Source organism: Streptomyces sp. NPDC051243, from assembly GCF_044455405.1.
In the GTDB taxonomy this organism is placed as follows: Bacteria; Actinomycetota; Actinomycetes; order Streptomycetales; family Streptomycetaceae; genus Streptomyces.
Genome location: NZ_JBITES010000004.1, coordinates 352977 through 370148 on the forward strand (window position 1 = coordinate 352977; position 17172 = coordinate 370148).

Sequence of the window (17172 nt, forward strand, 5' to 3'; positions counted from 1 at the left end):
CCGGCAGGAGCGCTGCCCGAGCCACGCCGACGCTGGCAGGGCGCTTCGGCGGCTGGCAACGAATCGCCGCCCGGTGGGATGCTGGGACGCCGAGACGTGTGGTGACCTCGCACGTCGGCCGGTCTGCTGGGACACCGGTGGGACAGCGACAGCGGGACGGCGCGGTACGACGGTGGGCGCCGAGGGGGAAGAGCAAATGGGATCGCAGCCCGTGGAGTTCGACGAGTTCGCGGCCTGCCTGCGGGCGCTCAAGGAACGGACCGGTCTCAGTTACGAGGCGCTGGCCCGCAGAACCGGGATCAGCGGCTCCAGCCTGCATCGGTACTGCTCCGGCTCGTACGTCCCCCCGGACTACGGCCCGGCCCACCGGTTCGCCACGGCCTGCGGGGCGTCACCGGAGGAACTGCGCCGATTACACCGGCTGTGGGCCCTGGCGGACGCGGCGCGGGAATCCGACCGCGGCACGGAGGCGGAGGCGCAGCCGACCGGGCAACCGGACACGGAGCCGCACTTGGACCCCTCAGCGAACCCGGTCCAGGCCCAGGCTCCGGACTCGGACCGGGCCTCGAACCCGGCCCAGGCCCCCACCCCGGTCCACACCCCCGACCCATCCCCGGACTCGACCCCGGACTCGACCCCGGACGCAGTACCCTCCCCGCCTCCGCCCTGGCACCGGAGGGCATCGCCGGCTCGGCTCGTGATCGCCCTCGTCCTGGCGCTGGGGGCCACGGCATCGGGGATCGCCGCTGTGCCCGGAACCGGCTCCGGGGCCGGGGGCGGCCCCGCCGGCGAGGACCGCCTGCTGTTCTCGGCGGGGTGTGCGAAGCCGGTGACTCTGGGCCGGCGCGACGCCTGTGTACGGGAGGTGCAGCGGCTCCTGACCCGGGCCGGGGCCGAACTGGACGTCGACGGCGACTTCGGCCCGCAGACCCTGCGCCGGGTGACCGCCTTCCAGGAGCTGTCGCACATCGAAGCCGACGGCGTGGTCGGAGAGGAGACGAAGAAGGCGCTCTACGAACCGAGGGTCCGGATGGCCACCTGGCCGCCCGAGAAGGTACGGCAGCGGATCCGCGAGGTGTTCCGCGAAGCACCCGACGACGCGGTCGCCGTCGCCGACTGTCAGTCGTTCCTCGATCCGCTGCACATCGTGCCGAACCCCGACGGCACCCGGAACTGGGGCGTTTTCCAGATCTCCGACGCCAGGCTGCGGGACCTCGGCGGCACACCCCGCGACGCGATGGACCCGGAGTGGAACATCCGGGCCGCCCACAGCCTGTGGAAACGCGCGAAGAACTTCGGCGACTGGCCGCACTGCGAGCACGCGACCTCTCTGAGGACCGTCGAACCGGCACAGGACGCCTCCGCGTCCCCGACGCGCGCGACCGTCCCCTGCCCGGCGCCGGGGCAGCGGTTCAAGACGCCCACCGATGACCGGGTGTACCTGGTCGGCCCCGGCAACCGCCTCTACTACCTCCCCGACGCGACGGTCTACTTCAACCTCTGGAACGACTGGAACGGCGTCGCCGTCATCAGCGGCGGTGTCTTCGCGGACTGCGCGTGGGACGAGGCCCGCGAGTTGGCCAACGCGTTCCTGGCCAGGACGGGCAGGGGCTCGCGGACGTACATCTGGGACGCGTGGTACGGCTACCGCCTGATCCCGAACCGGGCCGTCCTCGACAGGTACGGCTTCTCGGAGGCGAGGATCCAGACACGGTCCTCCCTGTCCCCGGTCAGCCGGGCCGCCGACTGGCGGTGAGCGGACGTCCGCTGCGCGCGGCTACGCGTCGAGTCGCCCGGACCGGGGAGCTCCCACGGAAGCCGCCCGGTCCATGTGGTCCATCCGGTGGCTGATCTCCTCCGCGCGAGCAGCACCGGCGCGAGGGCGTGCATGCGCTCCCCGGTGAAGCGGTACGCCGGTCCCGAGGCGCTGAGCGCGGCGACGACCTCACCGTCCCGGGAGCGGACCGGGGCGGCCATCGCGTGCAGCCCGACCTCGAGTTCCTCCGGCGTCAGCGCGTATCCGCGCTCCCGCAATGGCGAGGTGCCTGTCCAGCTTCGCCCTGCTTGGTGAGGGTGTGCGGCGTCAGTTTCCGCATCCCGGCCCGCGCGAGCAGGGCGGCACGCCGCTTCGCCGGCAGATGGGCCGGCAGGATCTTGCCGCTCGACGTGGCGTGCACCGGGTGAGTTCATCGCTTACGGCAGTCGCACAGTCCGTCTCCTAACCTCGTGCAAGGGGCCGTCGGATCGCAGGTGTTCACTCAGAGGAGGCGATGGTGCTCGGAAGGGGCACACGGTTGTTCGCGAGCGCCGTGGTCGTGGCCTTCATGGTGCTCGTCGGCCCCAGTGCGCCGAGCGGTGCCCTCTTCGGCAGGTCGGCGCCCGTCGAGGCCGTCCGGGACGTCGTACCGAACCGGATCATGACATGGAACATCTGCAACCCCTGCGAGACGAGCGACGTCGACCGGGCGGCGGAGATCGCCACGTACGCGCCGCAGGTCATCGCGCTGCAAGAAGCGTGCGTGCGTGACGTCGAGAGGATCCGGGACTACCTGGAGAACCTGCACGGGCTGGTCTACCACGTCGAGTACGGGACGGTGCTGAGGAGTTGGGGCCGCTGCGGTGGACTGCCGTGGCGTCCTGGGGCCTACGGTCAGGCGATCCTCTCGGCCGCGCCGATGACGGACCGCGTCAGCGTGGAGTACCCCGACGGAGGATCCGAGGACCGTGGGTACATGGCGGTCACCACCGTCGTCGGCGGCCGGACCGTCCGGGTCTTCAACACCCACCTCGCCCACCGACGTCAGGAAGCGGTCCGGGCGAAGCAGATCGGCGTACTCGCCGCGGAGGTCGCCCGGCACGACCGTGCGATCGTCCTCGGTGACTTCAACGCCGTGCCGGACGCCCCCGAACTCACCGGGATGTGGGCACTGGCCGCGGACACGGACCCCCAGTGCCGTCCCTCGTCCACCGGCACCTGCGAGGTGACCACCGACTGGCAGACCAAGTTCGACTACGTCTTCCTGCGCGGCATGGCCCCGCTCGGGCACCGCGTGCATCCGAGCCAGTACTCCGACCACCACCTGCTGCGCACCGACCTCGCCCCGAGCTGAGAGGACGTCCTGACCGGACCGGTCGTGCGGGACGGCTCGGGACCGGTCCCGAGGGGTCGGGCCCATGCTGGGCGCCGTTGGCGGGCTGACGGCGGTCGGAGGGATCCCATGGCTCGGTTGGACGTGCCGACGTGGCTCACGGACGCCATGGACCGCGAGCTGTACCGGCACAACGCGTTCAGGATCAGCGGGCTCGCGGTCACGGCGACGCCGCGCGCGGTGCGGCGCCGGGTCTCCGAGGCCCGCGCGGCCGAGGCGCTGGGGGCCGAGCGGAGCGGGGGCCCGGCGGCGGGGGAGTCGCGGTGGCTGCCGCCGGACCCGGCCCCCGACCACATCGCCGTACGGGAGGCACTGCGGCGGCTGGAGGATCCGGTACGGCGGGTGGTGGACGAGTTCTTCTGGTTCTGGCCGCTGCCGGAGAGCGACGGGGCGGAGTTGAAGCAGGCCCGGAACGCCTGGGAACGGCTGGCCGGTTCCCGTACCGGGGACGCCGGCGACCCGGGCGGCGCCCGCAGCATCGCCGTACACAACCTCGCCGTCCTCCACCACGCCGAGGCGCTGGAGTCGAAGGCGTTCTACGGAGCCGGCACGCGCCGGACGCTGTGGGAGCGGGCCTACCGGTACTGGCGGCTGGTGCTGGAAGACGACGGCTGCTGGCACTGGATGGACGAGCGCATCCGCGTACTCGACGACCCCCGGCTGCGCGTTGTGGACGGCACCGTCCTGCGGGAGGCTTTGCCCGCGGTGCTGCTGGACCTGCACGCGCAGCTCGCGGTGGACGCGGCCCGGAGCAAGGGCGGCGAGGACGTCGCCCTGCAGCACGTGTCGCTGATGTGGGGCTTCACCGTGAACGACGGCCTGGCGGACTCCAAGGTCGTGAACGACGCCACGGTGGACGCCGCCCTGCGCCGCGTCACCGCGCCGCTCGCCGCCGCCGTCCGGCAGCGCACGGAGGCCATACCCGGCCCCGGCGCGGATCCGGCGACGCTGGACCGGGCCGCCGACTCCCTGCTGACGGAGACGCGCGCCGACGTCCGGGTGCTGCGGACCGTACTGGGACCGGACCACCCCGTGCCGGCCGACGCGGCCGACGAGGTGGCGACCGCGGTCAACGCCTGCGCGGTGGCCTGCGCGAACGGCCTGTCGTCGGACCGGTCCACCGCCCGCGACCCCCGCGTCAGCAGGGCCGCCGCACACCTGCGGTCGGCGCGGATGCTCGCCGCGAGCGGGCACGTACGCGACCTGGTCGAGCAGAACCTCGCCGTGCTGCTGAGCAACGACATCCTCCTGGACTGCAAGGAGGCCGTGGAGCGCGGCGAGCGGTCACCGCGGGGCGGCGCCGAGCGGGCGTCCCGGCTGCTGGACACCGTCGAGCCACGCCTGCGCGAGCTGCGGGAGCTGCGCCCGCACGCCCCCGAGACGAACCAGGTCCGCGACGCGGTCGCCATGGCGGTCTGCCGGCTGTACACCGAGTACGTCAATACCACCCGCGACATCGACAAGGCCCTCGCCGGCTACCGCAGGGTGCTGCCGCACGCGGTGGCCGAGGAGGCCCGGTCGGTGATCCGGCAGAACATCGACACGCTCACCCGGGCGGCCGCCGCCCGATCCCCGTACGACCCGGCACCGACGATCACCGGCATCCCCGGACAGTGCTTCCGCTGCGGCCGGTCCGTGGGCCCGTCCGAGGTGGTGACCGTCACTCGGGCCGACTTCTCGGACGCCGGGAGCATCGCGATCCCGTGCTGCGTCGGCTGCCGATACGACGCCCGGCGCCTGCTGGAGGGAGCCGGGCTCTCACCGGAGCCGCTCCCCCGGTATCCGGCCGGGTACCGGTCACACGCCGCACATCGCGGGAGCCGGCGAAGGGGCGGCTCGCTCCGCCCGGTCGTCATCGGGCTGATGGTGCTGGTGGGGGCCCTGTTCGGCGGCGCTTTGCTGGTGGGCCCCGAAACCACGGTCGGGAAATGGCTGAGCGGCGGCGCCTGTGTCATCGGTCTGTTCGGCATGGCCGAGCTCATGGACATCTGGGAGAAAAGGAAGAAGTGATCTGATGCCGTCCACCCCGCAGGGCGCCGGGCCCCCCACCCCCGCTCCCACCACCGCACCCCCACCTCTCACCGCCCCCGTCGCCCTGGAGGCCGGCGCCGTCGTCGAGCTCGCCACGGCCGTGTGGCGGCTGTGCAACAAGGCCGAGTCGGCCGACGGCATCTCCGCCGGGGTGCGCCGCCACCTGGAGGCCGTCGTCGACGCCCTCGTGGAGAGCGGTGTGCGGACCCGCTCGTACGAGGGCACCGTCTTCGACCCCGGGCTGCGGATGCGGGTCCTGGCCTACCAGCCCATGCCCGGCCTGGAACGCGACGAGGTCGTGGAGACCGTCCGGCCGGCCGTGTACCTGCGGGGCACGCCCCTCGCGCTCGGCGAGGTCATCGTGGGCACGCCGCAGGAGGAGTCCGACGCGTCAGGGGGAGCCGCGCAGTGAGCACGATCAGGAGCACCATCGACATCGGGATCGACCTCGGCACCACCAACAGCGCGATCGCCGTACTGCGCGGCGTGCAGACCGAGGTGATCAAGAACAACGACGGCGACGAGACCACCCCGTCGGCGATCTGGATCGACCGCCGGGACCGGCTCTTCGTCGGCCGCCCGGCCCGGGAGCGGTACGAGCGCGACCCGGACAACACCTGCGCCGAGTTCAAACTGCGCATGGGCACGGCCGGCCAGGACAAGCACTTCCCCGCCGCCGGCCGCACCATGACACCCGAGCAGCTGTCCGCCGAGGTGCTCTCCGCGCTGCGGGCCGACGTCGCGGCCCGGCTGGAGGAGGAGATCCGCGCGGCGGTGATCACCGTACCGGCCGCGTTCGACCTGAACGCCTGCGACGCCACCCGGCGCGCGGCGGGCCTGGCGGGACTGGAGTTCACCCGGCTGCTCCAGGAGCCCGCGGCGGCCGCCCACGCGTACGGCTTCCAGGCCACCGACGAGAACGCGATGTGGCTGGTCTACGACTTCGGCGGCGGCACGTTCGACGCGGCCGTGATCCGGCTGCGCGACGGGGAGTTCTCCGTCGTCGGCCACTGCGGCGACAACTTCCTCGGCGGAAAGCTCGTCGACTGGCGGATCGTGGAGGAACTGCTGGTCCCGGCCGCCGTCCGGCAGGTGCCGCAGCTGGCCGGGCTGGCCCGCGGCAACCCGCGGTGGCGGGCCGCCGTCGCCGCGCTGAAGCACGCCGCCGAGACCGCGAAGATCCGGCTGTCCCGCGCGCACACCGCCGATGTCGACGTCGAACTCGTCGACGACAGCGGCAACCGGTACGAGTTCTTCCACGAGCTGCGCCGCGCCGACGTGGAAGGGCTCGCCGAGCCCTTCGTCACCCGGTCCGTCAACCTGTGCCGCAGGGCGCTCGACGAACTCGGCGCGCAGCCCGGCGACATCGAGAAGGTGATCATGGTCGGCGGGCAGACCGCCATGCCCTTCCTGCGCGAGCGCCTGGCCGACCCGCGTCACGGCCTCGGCATCCCGCTGGACTTCGGGCACGACCCGATGACCGTCGTCGCGCGCGGCGCCGCGATCTTCGCCGGTGCCCAGCCGCTGCCCGACGACTGGACCGCGCCCGCGCCGGAGCCGGGCGCCTTCACGCTGCGCTGCGAGTACCCGCGGGTCAGCCCCGACCTGGACCCGGTCGTCGTCGGCCGGGTGACCGCCGCCGACGGTACGCCCGCCTCCGCACTGTCCGTGGAACTGCTCAACGAGGCCTCGGACCCGCCCTGGCACAGCGGCCGCATCACCCTGTCGGCACGCGGCGAGTTCACCGCCTCCCTGCGCGCCGAAGCAGGCCGGCGCAACACGTTCACCGTCGTCCTGACGGACGCCACCGGGACCCGGCGGCGCCTCAACCCGGACCGGCTCACCTACACCGTCGGCGCCGTCGAGACCGAGCCCATGCTCACCCACGCCCTCGGCGTCGGCCTCAGCGACAACCAGGTGCGCCCGCTCGTCGAACGCGGCGCGCGGCTGCCGGTACGGCGCACCGCACCGCTGCGCACCACCGTCACCGTCGAGCGGGGCGCGAGCGGCGGGCTGATCCGCATCCCCGTCCTGGAGGGCGAACGCGCCCGCGCCGACCGCAACCGGACCATCGGCCGCATCGAGGTCGGCGCCGACCGGGTGAGCCGGACCGTGCCGGCCGGCAGCGAGGTACGGCTCACCGTCGAGATCGACGCCTCCCGACTGGTGAAGGTCAGCGCCTTCGTGCCGCTGCTGGACGAGGCGTTCGAGACCACCGTGAACCTGGTCGGCGAACCCGCCGTCGACCACGCCGAACTGCTGCCGGCCGTGGACGCGGAGCGGGCCAGGCTCGCCGAACTGCGCACCCGCTGCGGCTCCCTGCCCAACCCGGTCGCCGACCTGCTGCTCAGGCGCGTGGACGACGAGGACCTGCTCGGCGAGCTGGACAGGGCGGTGCAGGCGGCCCGGCACGCCCCGGACGAGGCCGCCCGCGCCGCCAAGTGCCTGCTCGACCTGCGGCTCGCCCTGGACGCAGTCGAGGACGAACTGACCTGGCCCGAACTCGTCCGCGGCGCCGAGTCGTTGCTGACCGAGATCCGCGACCTGGTCGCCGCGCACGGCAGCCCCTCCGACCGGGAGGACATGCCGGTCCACGAGCGCGACATCGCCGACGCCGTGGAGTCCCGCGACGCCGACCTGCTGCGCCGCCGCACCGACCGGCTGCGCGAGCACGCCTCGCGCGTCCTGGACCGTGCCGGGGTGCTGCAGCCGCTGATCTTCGACAACCTCGCCCGCTACCGCGACCGGATGCGCCACCCGGCCAGGGCCGACCGCCTCATCCGCGACGGCGAACGCGCCCGGGACGCGGGCGAACAGGAACGACTGCGCTCCATCAACATCGAGCTGCAGTCCCTGCTGCCCGAGCCCCCGCCGCCACCGGACCTGGCGAGCACGGTGCGGGCGAGCTGAACGGGCCGGCTGGGCGCCCGGCATACGCCTGCCGGCCGGGCGCTCAGCCGGGGATGTCGGGGGTGTACTCGTCCCGCCCCCACTCGGAGGAACCGAGCGGGTAGTTGTACGTCGGCCGGCCCACGTTGCCGCTCGTCCGGAACGGTTTGCCCTTGTCGTCGATGCGTACGGTGCCCTGCTGGTCACCGCTGGACCACTCCAGCTCCAGATACCAGCTCACGTTGTGCGCCCGCGCGTCCGCGAAGACGTAGAAGACCTCGGGATCGGACTCGCTCACGCTGTACGGGAAGTCGCGCTGACCGGCCTTGGGGGACAGCACGGGCTCTCCGGCATCGAGGTCCACCCCGAATGCCGTCGTCTCCACGTTGCCACCGCACCCGACCCCCATCTGGAAGTCGTTCCAGGCGAGCGGTGCGCTCTTCTCCACCACCTGCACATGCAGGTCCTTCAGGACGACGGTGGCCTTCCCGGTGCCCTGCACGGTCAGCGCGAGCATCTGCCGCCCGGCGGCGACCGCGCCGAGCGCGGTGACCCACCCGCGCGCCTTCGGCTCGTTCGGCGGCGGTGGCACGTGCTCGGGTTGCTGGTTCACCAGGTAGTGCTGGCTGCACGGGTCTTCCCACTTGTACGGATTGACGTCGACCTCGGGCGCGGTGGCCCCGTCCGCGGCACCGCCGCCCTCCGCCGCGCCGGCCCCGCCGCTCCGGGAGGCGGAGACGGAGGCCGTGGGACTCCCGCTGCCCGAGGCGGTGGAGGACGGCGACGCCGACTCGCCCTTCGCACCGGCCGACTTGGAGGCGCCGCGACTCTCCTCGACGGACCGGGACGCGCCGGCCCCCACGGACAGCTTCCCGCCCCGGTCGCCGTCGTCGTCACCGTCGCCGGGCAGGAGACCCACCACGAGCGCCGCCGACACGACGACGGCGGCCACGGCGGCCCCGGCGAGCACGACGGTACGCCGCCGCGCCCGGGGAGCACCCGACAAGGACTGCCGCTCACCCTCGGAACCGGCCTCGGCGCCAGCCTCGGCCCGGGCCGCATCGCTCCCCGACGTCTCGGCAGCGGCTTCCGCCGCCCCGCCCCCCGCCTTCTGCCTCCGCCGGGCATCCGCGAGCACCCACCGCCGATGCAGCTCCACCAGTTCCTCGGGCGTCGCCTTGCACACCCGCGCGAACCGTTCCACGGGCGCGTAGTCCGTCGGTACGGCGTCCCCGTTGACGTACCGGTGAAGCGTGGACGCACTCGTGTGCAGCCGCTTCCCGAGCACGCCGTAACTGAGCCCGGACCGCTCCTTCAACCGGCCCAGCAACTCCGAGAACTCGTCCCCCGCCACCGTTCCTCCCTCTCCCCACGTCCCGGACCCGCGTTCCAGGGGGAGGTCATTCCCCCAGGTCAGAGGTGCCATCAGCGTTCCAGCGTCCCGGATGCCCCGGCAGTCGTGGCGGGCGGGACGGATCACCTCACAAGCTTGGGCCATCCAAGCACGCCGCTCCCGGCCCGCCGCTTCCGGCACCCGGTCGAGCGGCCATACCAACACCCGTGAACCACAAGGGGGATCACATGTCCGCACGCACCCACCGCACCCGCATGCTCGTCGCCGCCGCGCTCACGGCGGCCACACTGACGCTGACGGCCTGCAACAGCGGGGAGGGCGTCAAGGACGAGGGGGCATCGACCGGATCGTCGGCCACGGCCACGGCCTCGCCCAAGGCGAACGGAGGCACCTCCACCGGAACGGGCGGGACCGGCGCGGCTGGCCTGACCTCCGACGGCTCGACGGCCGGCGCGGCCGGCACCAGCGGCACCAAGGGCTCGTCGGGCTCCACGGGCTCCACCGGCGCGTCGGGCTCCACGGGCTCCACGGGCTCCACGGGCTCCTCCGGTTCCACCGGCTCCGACGACTCGGAGGCCACCCTGACCCCCTGCACCCCCGCCGCCACCCGTACGACCGCCACGGAGGTCTCCCGCCCCCTGAACCATCTCCTCCTCACCGTCACCAACACCGGCTCGAAGAACTGCGACCTCATCGGCCACCCGGCGGTCCGATTCGGCGAGGCCCAGTCCGTCCCGCCGGCCATCGAGGACTCCAAGCCGCAGGCGGTGGTCACGCTGGCCCCCGGCGAGTCGGGTTACGCGAGCGTCGTTCTCTCGGCCGCCGACGGCAGTGGCTCGGGCGGCTACACGGCCAAGTCCCTCGCGGTCTACTTCGACATGGACGCGAGCGACGCCGCCCGGCCGTCGCTGCCCGCGAAGGGCGTGTACGTCGACGACTCGGTCCGCGTCTCGTACTGGCAGTCGACCATGGCCGACGCCCTGACCTGGTGAGCGTCATGCCTTCCTGAGTGCTGGACGCATGAGGTCGAGGTCCTCGCCCCATGCGTCCAGCACCTTGCCGTGTCCCGCCTCTCTGGCCGCGGCCTCGACCAGCGTGAACAACTGCTGCTGCAGCACTACGTCGCCGGTTGCCGAGATGCGGTCCACGGCACGCAGCAATGTGTCGGTGTCCCAGCCCGGAAGCGGATGCCGGGTGAGTTCCCACTCCAGGTACTTGTTGTACGGGCGGGGACGCCGGTCCAGGGCGAAGAGCAGGTCGAGCAGGAACCGGACGCTGTCGGCGGCGTCGAGGCGGGCGGCGAGTGCCTGGCCGTCCCGGTGGTTCTTGACGGAGCGGTAGAGGGAGTTGGCATAGGCGTCGAGCAGGCCGGCGGCGTCCTGGAAGGCCTCGTCGGCGCCCAGCCGGGCCTTGTCGGCGAGGATCCGGGCGATGCCTCCGTCGAGCCGGTCGAGCACGACCTGCGCGCGGGCGAGGGCATAGCGCTCGAAACCGGGCATCCCGGCCGCACGGAACTCGGTGAGAGAGACGACGACGAGGTCGAGCCGGTCGGTGCGGTGGCCCGCGAACCGCGTCAGATCGGTCCTGGCGTCATCGGCGACGATCACATACAGGTCGTGGTCGGAGTGCCGGGTGACCATGCCGTCGTGGGCTCGGGAACCCTTGAGGACGAGGCCGACGACGGCCGGGTCGGCGGCGGCGAGCTCGACGAACGCGTCGTAGGTGAGCGGCTGCTGGGCGGTCATGACGTGGCGCTCCTCGGCGCCGCACCTCCGGTACGCCCGGCCGGCGGCTCGGGCGGGATGGTCGGCCCGCGAAGGGACGCCGGGCGTGTCTTGAAGGTGTTCGGCGCGTTTCAGACAGTATGAGTTCGGCTTTGATTCTTGAAGACCTCGTCGGTGAGGCCGGGCGGGGAGTGGCCCCGTCGTGCTGAGGACGTTCATCGCGCAGTATGCCGAGAAGCAGCGGCTCAAGAGGGAACTGGCGCACCGCCGTTGGGAGCAGGAAGAGCGCTGGCGTGAGGAGGACCGGGCAGTCGCCCGCGCGGCGCGTGCGGCCAACGAGGTCTCGGCCGTTCGGCACGGCGAGGTGATGCGGCGGCTGGCGGGCATCTCCTACGTCACGCTGCAGTGCCACGAGGACACCTGGACGTTCATGGCGCGAGCCGCTTTCGGGGCGTGGGAACCCGCCTGGTCCCAGAGCACGTACGACGCCGGGAACCGGGTCGGCCCCGACGGCAGGCGCCTGGGCCTGTTCAGTGTCGATCCGAATCTGCCTCGGGGACGCATCACCAAGGGCGCCGACGGGATGCAGGACGTGGTGCTCTCGGGCCACAACCTGGTCCGGATCCTCGATGTGCTCCGCAACGTCGCCAGGTCCGACGATCCCGCCCGCGGTGCGCGCGGCAGGGCGCTCTACGAGAGGATCTCCGCGGTGGCCGAGATGACGGACCCGGCCGAGCCGGCGGGGAAGACCACCGGCTTCGTCGTGCGCATCGACGACAGCCTGAGCGAGCGGCACGTCCGCAGGCCCTCACCCTCGCTGAACACCCCCGCCGTGACAGGGCCCGGAACGCCCGCCGGCCGCGGGCGGCGCCGGGAGACGCCGGTCCTCGTGCCGTTCACGGGGCGGCACGAGGGGACGTCTCCCTCCCATGAGGACGTGCCGCGGGGATCCTGACGACCCTCGCTGCCGCCGGGCCGGCCTCAGGAGCCGGATCTGCCTGTCGCGGAGCCGTCACGGGCTTCGCGATACGGCATGGAGGCGCCCGGACCGTTCCTCAGCGCAGCGCGCTCTTGCCCTGCCACTCGCTCCACGACAGGTTCCACGCGCCGGCGTGCTGCCCAGCGGGCTTGTCCTGTACGCCGTCATGCGGATGACCGACGAACAGGTCAACGTCGACGCCCTCCTCATGGCCGCCCGGGACGGCGCCCTGCCCGGCCTCGCCGTCGCGCTGATCCCCGGCCTGCTCGCCGCCCGCAGCGTGCTGCGCCCGGTGCGGGAACTGCGGCAGGCCGCCCAGAGCATGGGCAGCGGCAGACTCGACACCCGGATCCGGGTGCGTGGCAGCGACGAACTGGCGGACCTGGCACGCACCTTCAACGAGTCGGCGGGCGAACTCGAGCGCTCCGTACGGGAACTGCGCGAGGCCGAAGCCCGCGCCCGCCGCTTCGCCTCCGACGTCTCGCACGAACTGCGCACCCCGCTCGCCGGAATGCTCGCCGTCACCGAGGTCCTCGACGAGGACGCGGACCGCCTGGACGCCGACACCGCCCGGGCGGTGCGGCTGGTCAGCGCGGAGACCGGAAAGCTCGCCGTGCTCGTCGAGGACCTGATGGAGATCTCCCGCTTCGACGCCCGCGCGGCCGAGCTGAACGCCGACGAGGTCGACGTGGCCGAAGCCATCCGCAAGACCCTCCACCACCGGCATTGGAGCGACGACCGGCTCCGCACCGAACTCCCCGACGGCGTCCGCGCCCGGCTCGACCCGCGCCGCTTCGACATCGTGATCGCCAACCTCGTCGGCAACGCCCTGCGGCACGGCGGCGCGCCGGTCACGGTACGCCTGCGCACCGAGGCCCGTTCCTCGGGCCCGCCCGTGCTGATCACCGAGGTCATGGACAGCGGCCCTGGCATCCGCCCCGAAGTGCTCCCGCACATCTTCGACCGCTTCTACAAGGCCGACGCGGCCCGCACCCGCTCGGCGGGCAGCGGCCTGGGCCTTGCGATCACCCTGGAGAACGTGAAGCTGCACGGCGGGACGATCCACGCCGGGAACCAGCCCGGAGGCGGCGCCGTCTTCACCGTCGAGATACCGCTCCATGCGGAGGAGACCGGCGGATGAGCGAAGCAGGCCGGCGGACGGGACGTGCGCGCACGTGCCGACGTGCGGCGGCCGTCGCCGTCGCGGCCGTCGCCGTCGCGGCGGCCGTACCGCTGCTCGGCGGCTGCGGCATCCAGGAGACCGACGTCATCGAGGCGGGCGGTCCCGCCAGCTTCCAGGCCTTCCTCGACCGCGACTACGACATGCTGCTCTTCTTCCGTTCCCCCGACGGAGGGCTGAGCACCGTCATCCGGACGACCGGGCCCTCGACCGTGTTCGGCGACGGCTACGCCGAGTCGGGTTCCGGGGAGCAGAGTTCCGGCGACCCGGCCGGACCGGTGCCGACGGAGAAGGTCGTGATGGCGCTGCTCGACGGTCCGCGGGAGGAAGACCGGGCCGCCGGCCTGACCACCGCCCTTCCCGCCGCCCGCCCCGGCGGGACCGTCGAGGTCGAGCCCTTGCCGGGCGGCAGGGTCGCGACCCGCCTGCCCGTGGCCCTGGCGGGCCTCGACAGCACCGCTCTGCGCCAGCTGACCTGCACGATCGCCTACAGCCAGGACGCCGACGGCCAGATCGTCGTCGAGCTGACGGGACACGACGGGGTATCGAGGTCCGGAACCTGCGGACTCGCGCCGGGCGGCACCGGGAACGCACCCGCCGCCGCGACGGGGAGCGGCGGCGGTTGAGCAACCGCCTCAGCAGGACCGGCCCCGACTCGAGAGAGTCGGGGCCGGATCCGGGACTTTCCGCGGCTGTCTAGAACAGGCCCTTGTAGCCCTGCCAGCCCGTGCCGATCAGCGTGCGCGCGGTGAACGTTCCGTTCCCCTTGCCGTTGTTGCGGTAGAGGTTGCCGGAGGTGTCGCGGACGAGCAGGTCGGCCCTGCCGTCACCGGTGATGTCGCCGACGCCCAGGATCGCGTTGTACCCCTTGCCCCAGGACGTGAAGACGGTGACCCGGTCCTTGAACTGGCCCGCGCCCGTGCCGTCGTAGCGGAAGAGGGTGCCGTCGGTGCGGCGGGCGAGCAGATCGCCGAAGCCGTCGCCGCCCAGGTCGCCGGCCCCGGTGATGTGGGTGTACCCGGTCCAGGCCGAACGGATCTTGACCCGCCCCTTGAAGCCGCCCGCGCCGTTGTCGGCGTACAGGTAGATGTCACCCGTGGAGGCCTGCCGCGCGATCAGGTCCGTACGGCCGTCGCCGGTCAGATCGCCGGGCGCGGTCAGCACGTTGTACTGCTGCCAGCCGCTGCCCAGTGCCGTGTAGCCGCCGGTGGGGCTGTAGGCGCCGCCCGCGCACTTGCCGGTGTAGCGGCGCAGGGTGCCGTCGGGCATGCGGACCAGAAGGTCGTTGCAGCGGTCCTTGGTCAGGTCCCCGAAGGGCACGGCGTACGTGCCCGCGGGCCAGCCGGTGCCGGACGCCTTGGTGCCGAAGGCGCCCTTGCCGTCGCCGTAGTGGGTGGTGAGGTAGCCGGCGGAACTGAGCGTCATCAGGTCGCCCGCGCCGCCGTTGAGGTCGTGGTGGCCGCGGGTGCCGCCGGTCAGGGTGATGCTGCCGGTGAGCTGCAGCGCCGCGCCCTGGCCGTCCTCCGGCGCCGCGGTCAGCGTCCAGGTGTACGTCCCGTCCGTCGCGTACGCCGTGGCGGAGACCTTGCCGTCCCAGGTGGCGGTCAGCGCGGCGCCGCGCGCGGTGGCCGCGAGCGTCCGCACGGTACGACCCGCCCTGTCCTTGATCACGATCTGCGCGCCGGACGCGGCGGGCTTGGACAGCTGCCAGGAGCCGTCCCAGCGGGCGTCCGTCGTGGACTTCAGGTTCACCGACGTGTCGGGATGCGACTCGATCTTGGCGAGCGGGGAGGTGGGCACGCCGGTGGCCTCGGCACGCACCACGCCCGTGGCCGTGTCCAGCCAGGCGACCCCGCCGCCGAACCGGTCGGCCGCGATCTTCCCGGTGGCGCCGGGCAGGGCGCCCAGGTCACGGGTGTCACCGACGGTGCCGGTGTGGAAGTCGGTCAGCCGGACCGTGCCGGCGTCCTTGTCGAGGCTCAGCAGATATCCGTCGCCGAGCTCGCCGGCGGCGGGCAGCGCGGCCTTCTGCTCGGTCGTACGGTCGTAGAGCCCGGAGCCGGTCGAGCAGTCCCAGGCGACCCAGCGGCCCACGGCCTGCAGACGGTTCGGTGTGCAGCCGATGTCGACGGTGTCGGCGGTCGCCTTGGACTTGAGGTCGACGGCCTTGATGGTGCCGGCGGTGTCGCCCGCGGTCCACAGCGCGGTGCCCCACACCGCGCTGCCGCCGCCCACCCGCTCGGAGATGATCTTCGGCCCGCCGGTCGCCGCCATGTCCGCCACGTACTGGTGGTGGTCGGGGCCGGTGCCCTGGCCGAAGACGACATAGCGGCCGGACGCGGAGAGCACGTCACTGCCGTACGTCGAGGGAAAGCCGTTCGCGTCGGTCGCGGGCAGCGGCAGGGACAGCGAGTCCTGCTCCGACGAGCGCACCTCCAGGTGTGGCTTCGCCGAGTTGAGCTTGTACGCGAACCGGCCGTCGCCGGTGCCGACGGGGACCGCGCCCGCGTAACTGCGGTCGCCGGTCGCCGTCGCCTCGGGCTGTGCGAGCACCGAGCGGTCGCCCGCGGACGGGCTGTCGCCGAGGTCGAGGGTGCGCTTGAAGACCGAGGGGTAGAAGTTGGTGTCCCACTCGGTCGTCGCCAACACGCCGCCGGCAAGGGCGAGTTCGCGCAGCTCGCCGACGCGGGGCGGAAGCTCGCGCAGTGTGCTGAGGGAGATCGTGCCGTCGGCGCCGACCGTGGCCTTGCGCACCGCCCAGTGGCCCGCGTCCGCGCCGCCCGTCACCAGGACGCCGCCGTCGGGAGACGCCGCCATGGACAGGGCCGCGTGCGGCAGCAGGGTCTTGGCCTCACCGCCGCCGATGGGCAGTGCCTTCAGCTCCCCGCCCCGGCGCAGCTGGTACTCGTCGCCGGGCTCCTGCGGTGAATAGCCGGTGGTGGCGAGGACGTGGTCGCCGAGCAGCGCCACATTGGCCGGGAACTCGCGGCTGCCCGCCACATCGACCGTGATCTGGGGACCGTCGAGGGCGTCCCGGCGGCGCAGGTGCACCTTGTCGTCGCCGTACTCGCTGTCGTACCAGCCGACGTACGTGTCGGACAGCACGGCGATCATGCCGTTGCCGCCGACCGCGCCCGCGAAGGCCACGTCGGCGCGGGCGGCGTCCAGGTCGACCAGCGTGATCTGCTGGTTTCCGGCGTAGGAGTCGACGGGAGTCCGCAGGGCGATGGTGTGCCCGTCGGCGCCGATCGCGTACCCGGCCGCGGGCACGGGACCGGTCACCGCCGTGACGGTGAGCTCGCCGCCGGCGGGCTTGCGCAGCACGTGCAGCGCCTCGAGGCTGCTGCCCGCGTCGTTCAGGGTGGCGGTGAGGACGGCGCCGCCCGTGGCGCCGAGGTAGTAGTGGCCTTCGGGCAGCGTGAACGTCGTCGACGTACCCGCCTTCAGGTCCTTCAGTTCGACCGTGCGGCTCGCCTTGGTGTACAGCGCGACGACGTCGGAGGCCGCTCCGTCCACCCGCACACCGGAGTCCGGGGGGTTCGGGCCGACGGCCTGTGCGTCGCCGCTCTGCGGGATCCACCGGTAGGGGCCCATGGGGCCGAAGCCGGTACGCCACGGGTCGCCCTCCTGCTCCTCCCTGGTGAGGAAGCCGGAGCTGCCCGCGGTGTGCAGGATGTTCTGCAGTGGTGCGTACCGGTCGGGGGCCGGAATCGTCAGGGACGCGGGCTCGGCCTGCGCTCCCTGCAGGAGAAACGGGACGGCACCGCCGGCGACCGCGAGTGCGGCGGCCGTGGCGATGCCCGTACGTATGAGCGTGCGTCTGCGGTCAGGCGAGTGTCGTCCTGCCACGCATTCCTCCAACTGGC

11 protein-coding genes and 2 pseudogenes are annotated in these 17172 nt (G+C 72.9%); 9 read left to right on the plus strand and 4 right to left on the minus strand.

The window, feature by feature from the left end:
* Window positions 1–196 precede the first annotated feature (196 nt).
* The gene (locus ACIBAG_RS12180; RefSeq protein ID WP_399103906.1) at window positions 197–1756 is read left to right on the plus strand and encodes a helix-turn-helix domain-containing protein; all 1560 of its coding nucleotides are present in this window, start codon (window positions 197–199) and stop codon (window positions 1754–1756) included.
* Between the two features lie 21 nt (window positions 1757–1777).
* Here the strand turns inward: ACIBAG_RS12180 and ACIBAG_RS12185 are convergent.
* A pseudogene (locus ACIBAG_RS12185) lies at window positions 1778–2180 on the minus strand (IclR family transcriptional regulator); the annotation flags it as partial.
* Between the two features lie 90 nt (window positions 2181–2270).
* Between ACIBAG_RS12185 and ACIBAG_RS12190 the strand changes: the two are divergent.
* The 4 genes from ACIBAG_RS12190 (at window position 2271) to ACIBAG_RS12205 (ending at window position 8090) form a co-directional block, all read left to right on the plus strand.
* A complete protein-coding gene (locus tag ACIBAG_RS12190; RefSeq protein ID WP_399103909.1) occupies window positions 2271–3110 on the plus strand; it encodes an endonuclease/exonuclease/phosphatase family protein in 840 nt (279 codons plus the stop codon).
* A 108-nt stretch (window positions 3111–3218) separates the two neighbouring features.
* Complete coding sequence (locus tag ACIBAG_RS12195) at window positions 3219–5159, plus strand: hypothetical protein (RefSeq protein ID WP_399103911.1); 1941 nt, start codon at window positions 3219–3221, stop codon at window positions 5157–5159.
* 4 nt (window positions 5160–5163) lie between these two features.
* The gene (locus ACIBAG_RS12200) at window positions 5164–5592 is read left to right on the plus strand and encodes a hypothetical protein (RefSeq protein ID WP_399103913.1); all 429 of its coding nucleotides are present in this window, start codon (window positions 5164–5166) and stop codon (window positions 5590–5592) included.
* A complete protein-coding gene (locus tag ACIBAG_RS12205; protein ID WP_399103915.1) occupies window positions 5589–8090 on the plus strand; it encodes an Hsp70 family protein in 2502 nt (833 codons plus the stop codon). The genes ACIBAG_RS12200 and ACIBAG_RS12205 overlap by 4 nt, the downstream gene beginning before the upstream one ends.
* A gap of 43 nt (window positions 8091–8133) precedes the next feature.
* Here ACIBAG_RS12205 and ACIBAG_RS12210 read toward each other — a convergent pair whose 3' ends face one another.
* Window positions 8134–9423, minus strand: coding sequence for a helix-turn-helix domain-containing protein (locus ACIBAG_RS12210; RefSeq protein WP_399103917.1), 1290 nt, complete (start codon window positions 9421–9423; stop codon window positions 8134–8136).
* 227 nt (window positions 9424–9650) lie between these two features.
* Between ACIBAG_RS12210 and ACIBAG_RS12215 the strand changes: the two genes are divergently transcribed.
* Window positions 9651–10415: a DUF4232 domain-containing protein gene (locus ACIBAG_RS12215; RefSeq protein ID WP_399103919.1), complete on the plus strand. Its 765-nt coding sequence runs from the start codon at window positions 9651–9653 to the stop codon at window positions 10413–10415.
* Window positions 10416–10418: 3 nt separating this feature from the next.
* Here the strand turns inward: ACIBAG_RS12215 and ACIBAG_RS12220 are convergent, their stop codons facing one another.
* Window positions 10419–11168, minus strand: coding sequence for a hypothetical protein (locus ACIBAG_RS12220; RefSeq protein WP_399103921.1), 750 nt, complete (start codon window positions 11166–11168; stop codon window positions 10419–10421).
* Between the two features lie 181 nt (window positions 11169–11349).
* Between ACIBAG_RS12220 and ACIBAG_RS12225 the strand changes: the two genes are divergently transcribed.
* The 3 genes and pseudogenes from ACIBAG_RS12225 to ACIBAG_RS12235 all read left to right on the plus strand — a co-directional run bounded on the left by ACIBAG_RS12225 (window position 11350) and on the right by ACIBAG_RS12235 (window position 13932).
* Window positions 11350–12102: a hypothetical protein gene (locus ACIBAG_RS12225; RefSeq protein ID WP_399103923.1), complete on the plus strand. Its 753-nt coding sequence runs from the start codon at window positions 11350–11352 to the stop codon at window positions 12100–12102.
* 157 nt (window positions 12103–12259) lie between these two features.
* Window positions 12260–13267, plus strand: a pseudogene (locus ACIBAG_RS12230) (ATP-binding protein); the annotation flags it as partial.
* Window positions 13264–13932 (plus strand): hypothetical protein, encoded by a 669-nt coding sequence (locus ACIBAG_RS12235; RefSeq protein WP_399103925.1) that lies wholly within the window; start codon window positions 13264–13266, stop codon window positions 13930–13932. The pseudogene ACIBAG_RS12230 and the gene ACIBAG_RS12235, both read left to right, overlap by 4 nt.
* 70 nt (window positions 13933–14002) lie before the next feature.
* Here ACIBAG_RS12235 and ACIBAG_RS12240 read toward each other — a convergent pair whose 3' ends face one another.
* Complete coding sequence (locus tag ACIBAG_RS12240) at window positions 14003–17155, minus strand: FG-GAP-like repeat-containing protein (RefSeq protein WP_399103927.1); 3153 nt, start codon at window positions 17153–17155, stop codon at window positions 14003–14005.
* Between the last annotated feature and the right edge of the window lie 17 nt (window positions 17156–17172).

Excerpts from the sequence above, each read along its gene's own strand:
- ACIBAG_RS12180 (WP_399103906.1), top strand. The coding sequence starts at position 197 with ATGGGATCGCAGCCCGTGGAGTTCGACGAGTTCGCGGCCTGCCTGCGG.
- ACIBAG_RS12190 (WP_399103909.1), top strand. The coding sequence starts at position 2,271 with ATGGTGCTCGGAAGGGGCACACGGTTGTTCGCGAGCGCCGTGGTCGTG.
- ACIBAG_RS12195 (WP_399103911.1), top strand. The coding sequence starts at position 3,219 with ATGGCTCGGTTGGACGTGCCGACGTGGCTCACGGACGCCATGGACCGC.
- ACIBAG_RS12200 (WP_399103913.1), top strand. The coding sequence starts at position 5,164 with ATGCCGTCCACCCCGCAGGGCGCCGGGCCCCCCACCCCCGCTCCCACC.
- ACIBAG_RS12215 (WP_399103919.1), top strand. The coding sequence starts at position 9,651 with ATGTCCGCACGCACCCACCGCACCCGCATGCTCGTCGCCGCCGCGCTC.
- ACIBAG_RS12220 (WP_399103921.1), bottom strand. The coding sequence starts at position 11,168 with ATGACCGCCCAGCAGCCGCTCACCTACGACGCGTTCGTCGAGCTCGCC.
- ACIBAG_RS12235 (WP_399103925.1), top strand. The coding sequence starts at position 13,264 with ATGAGCGAAGCAGGCCGGCGGACGGGACGTGCGCGCACGTGCCGACGT.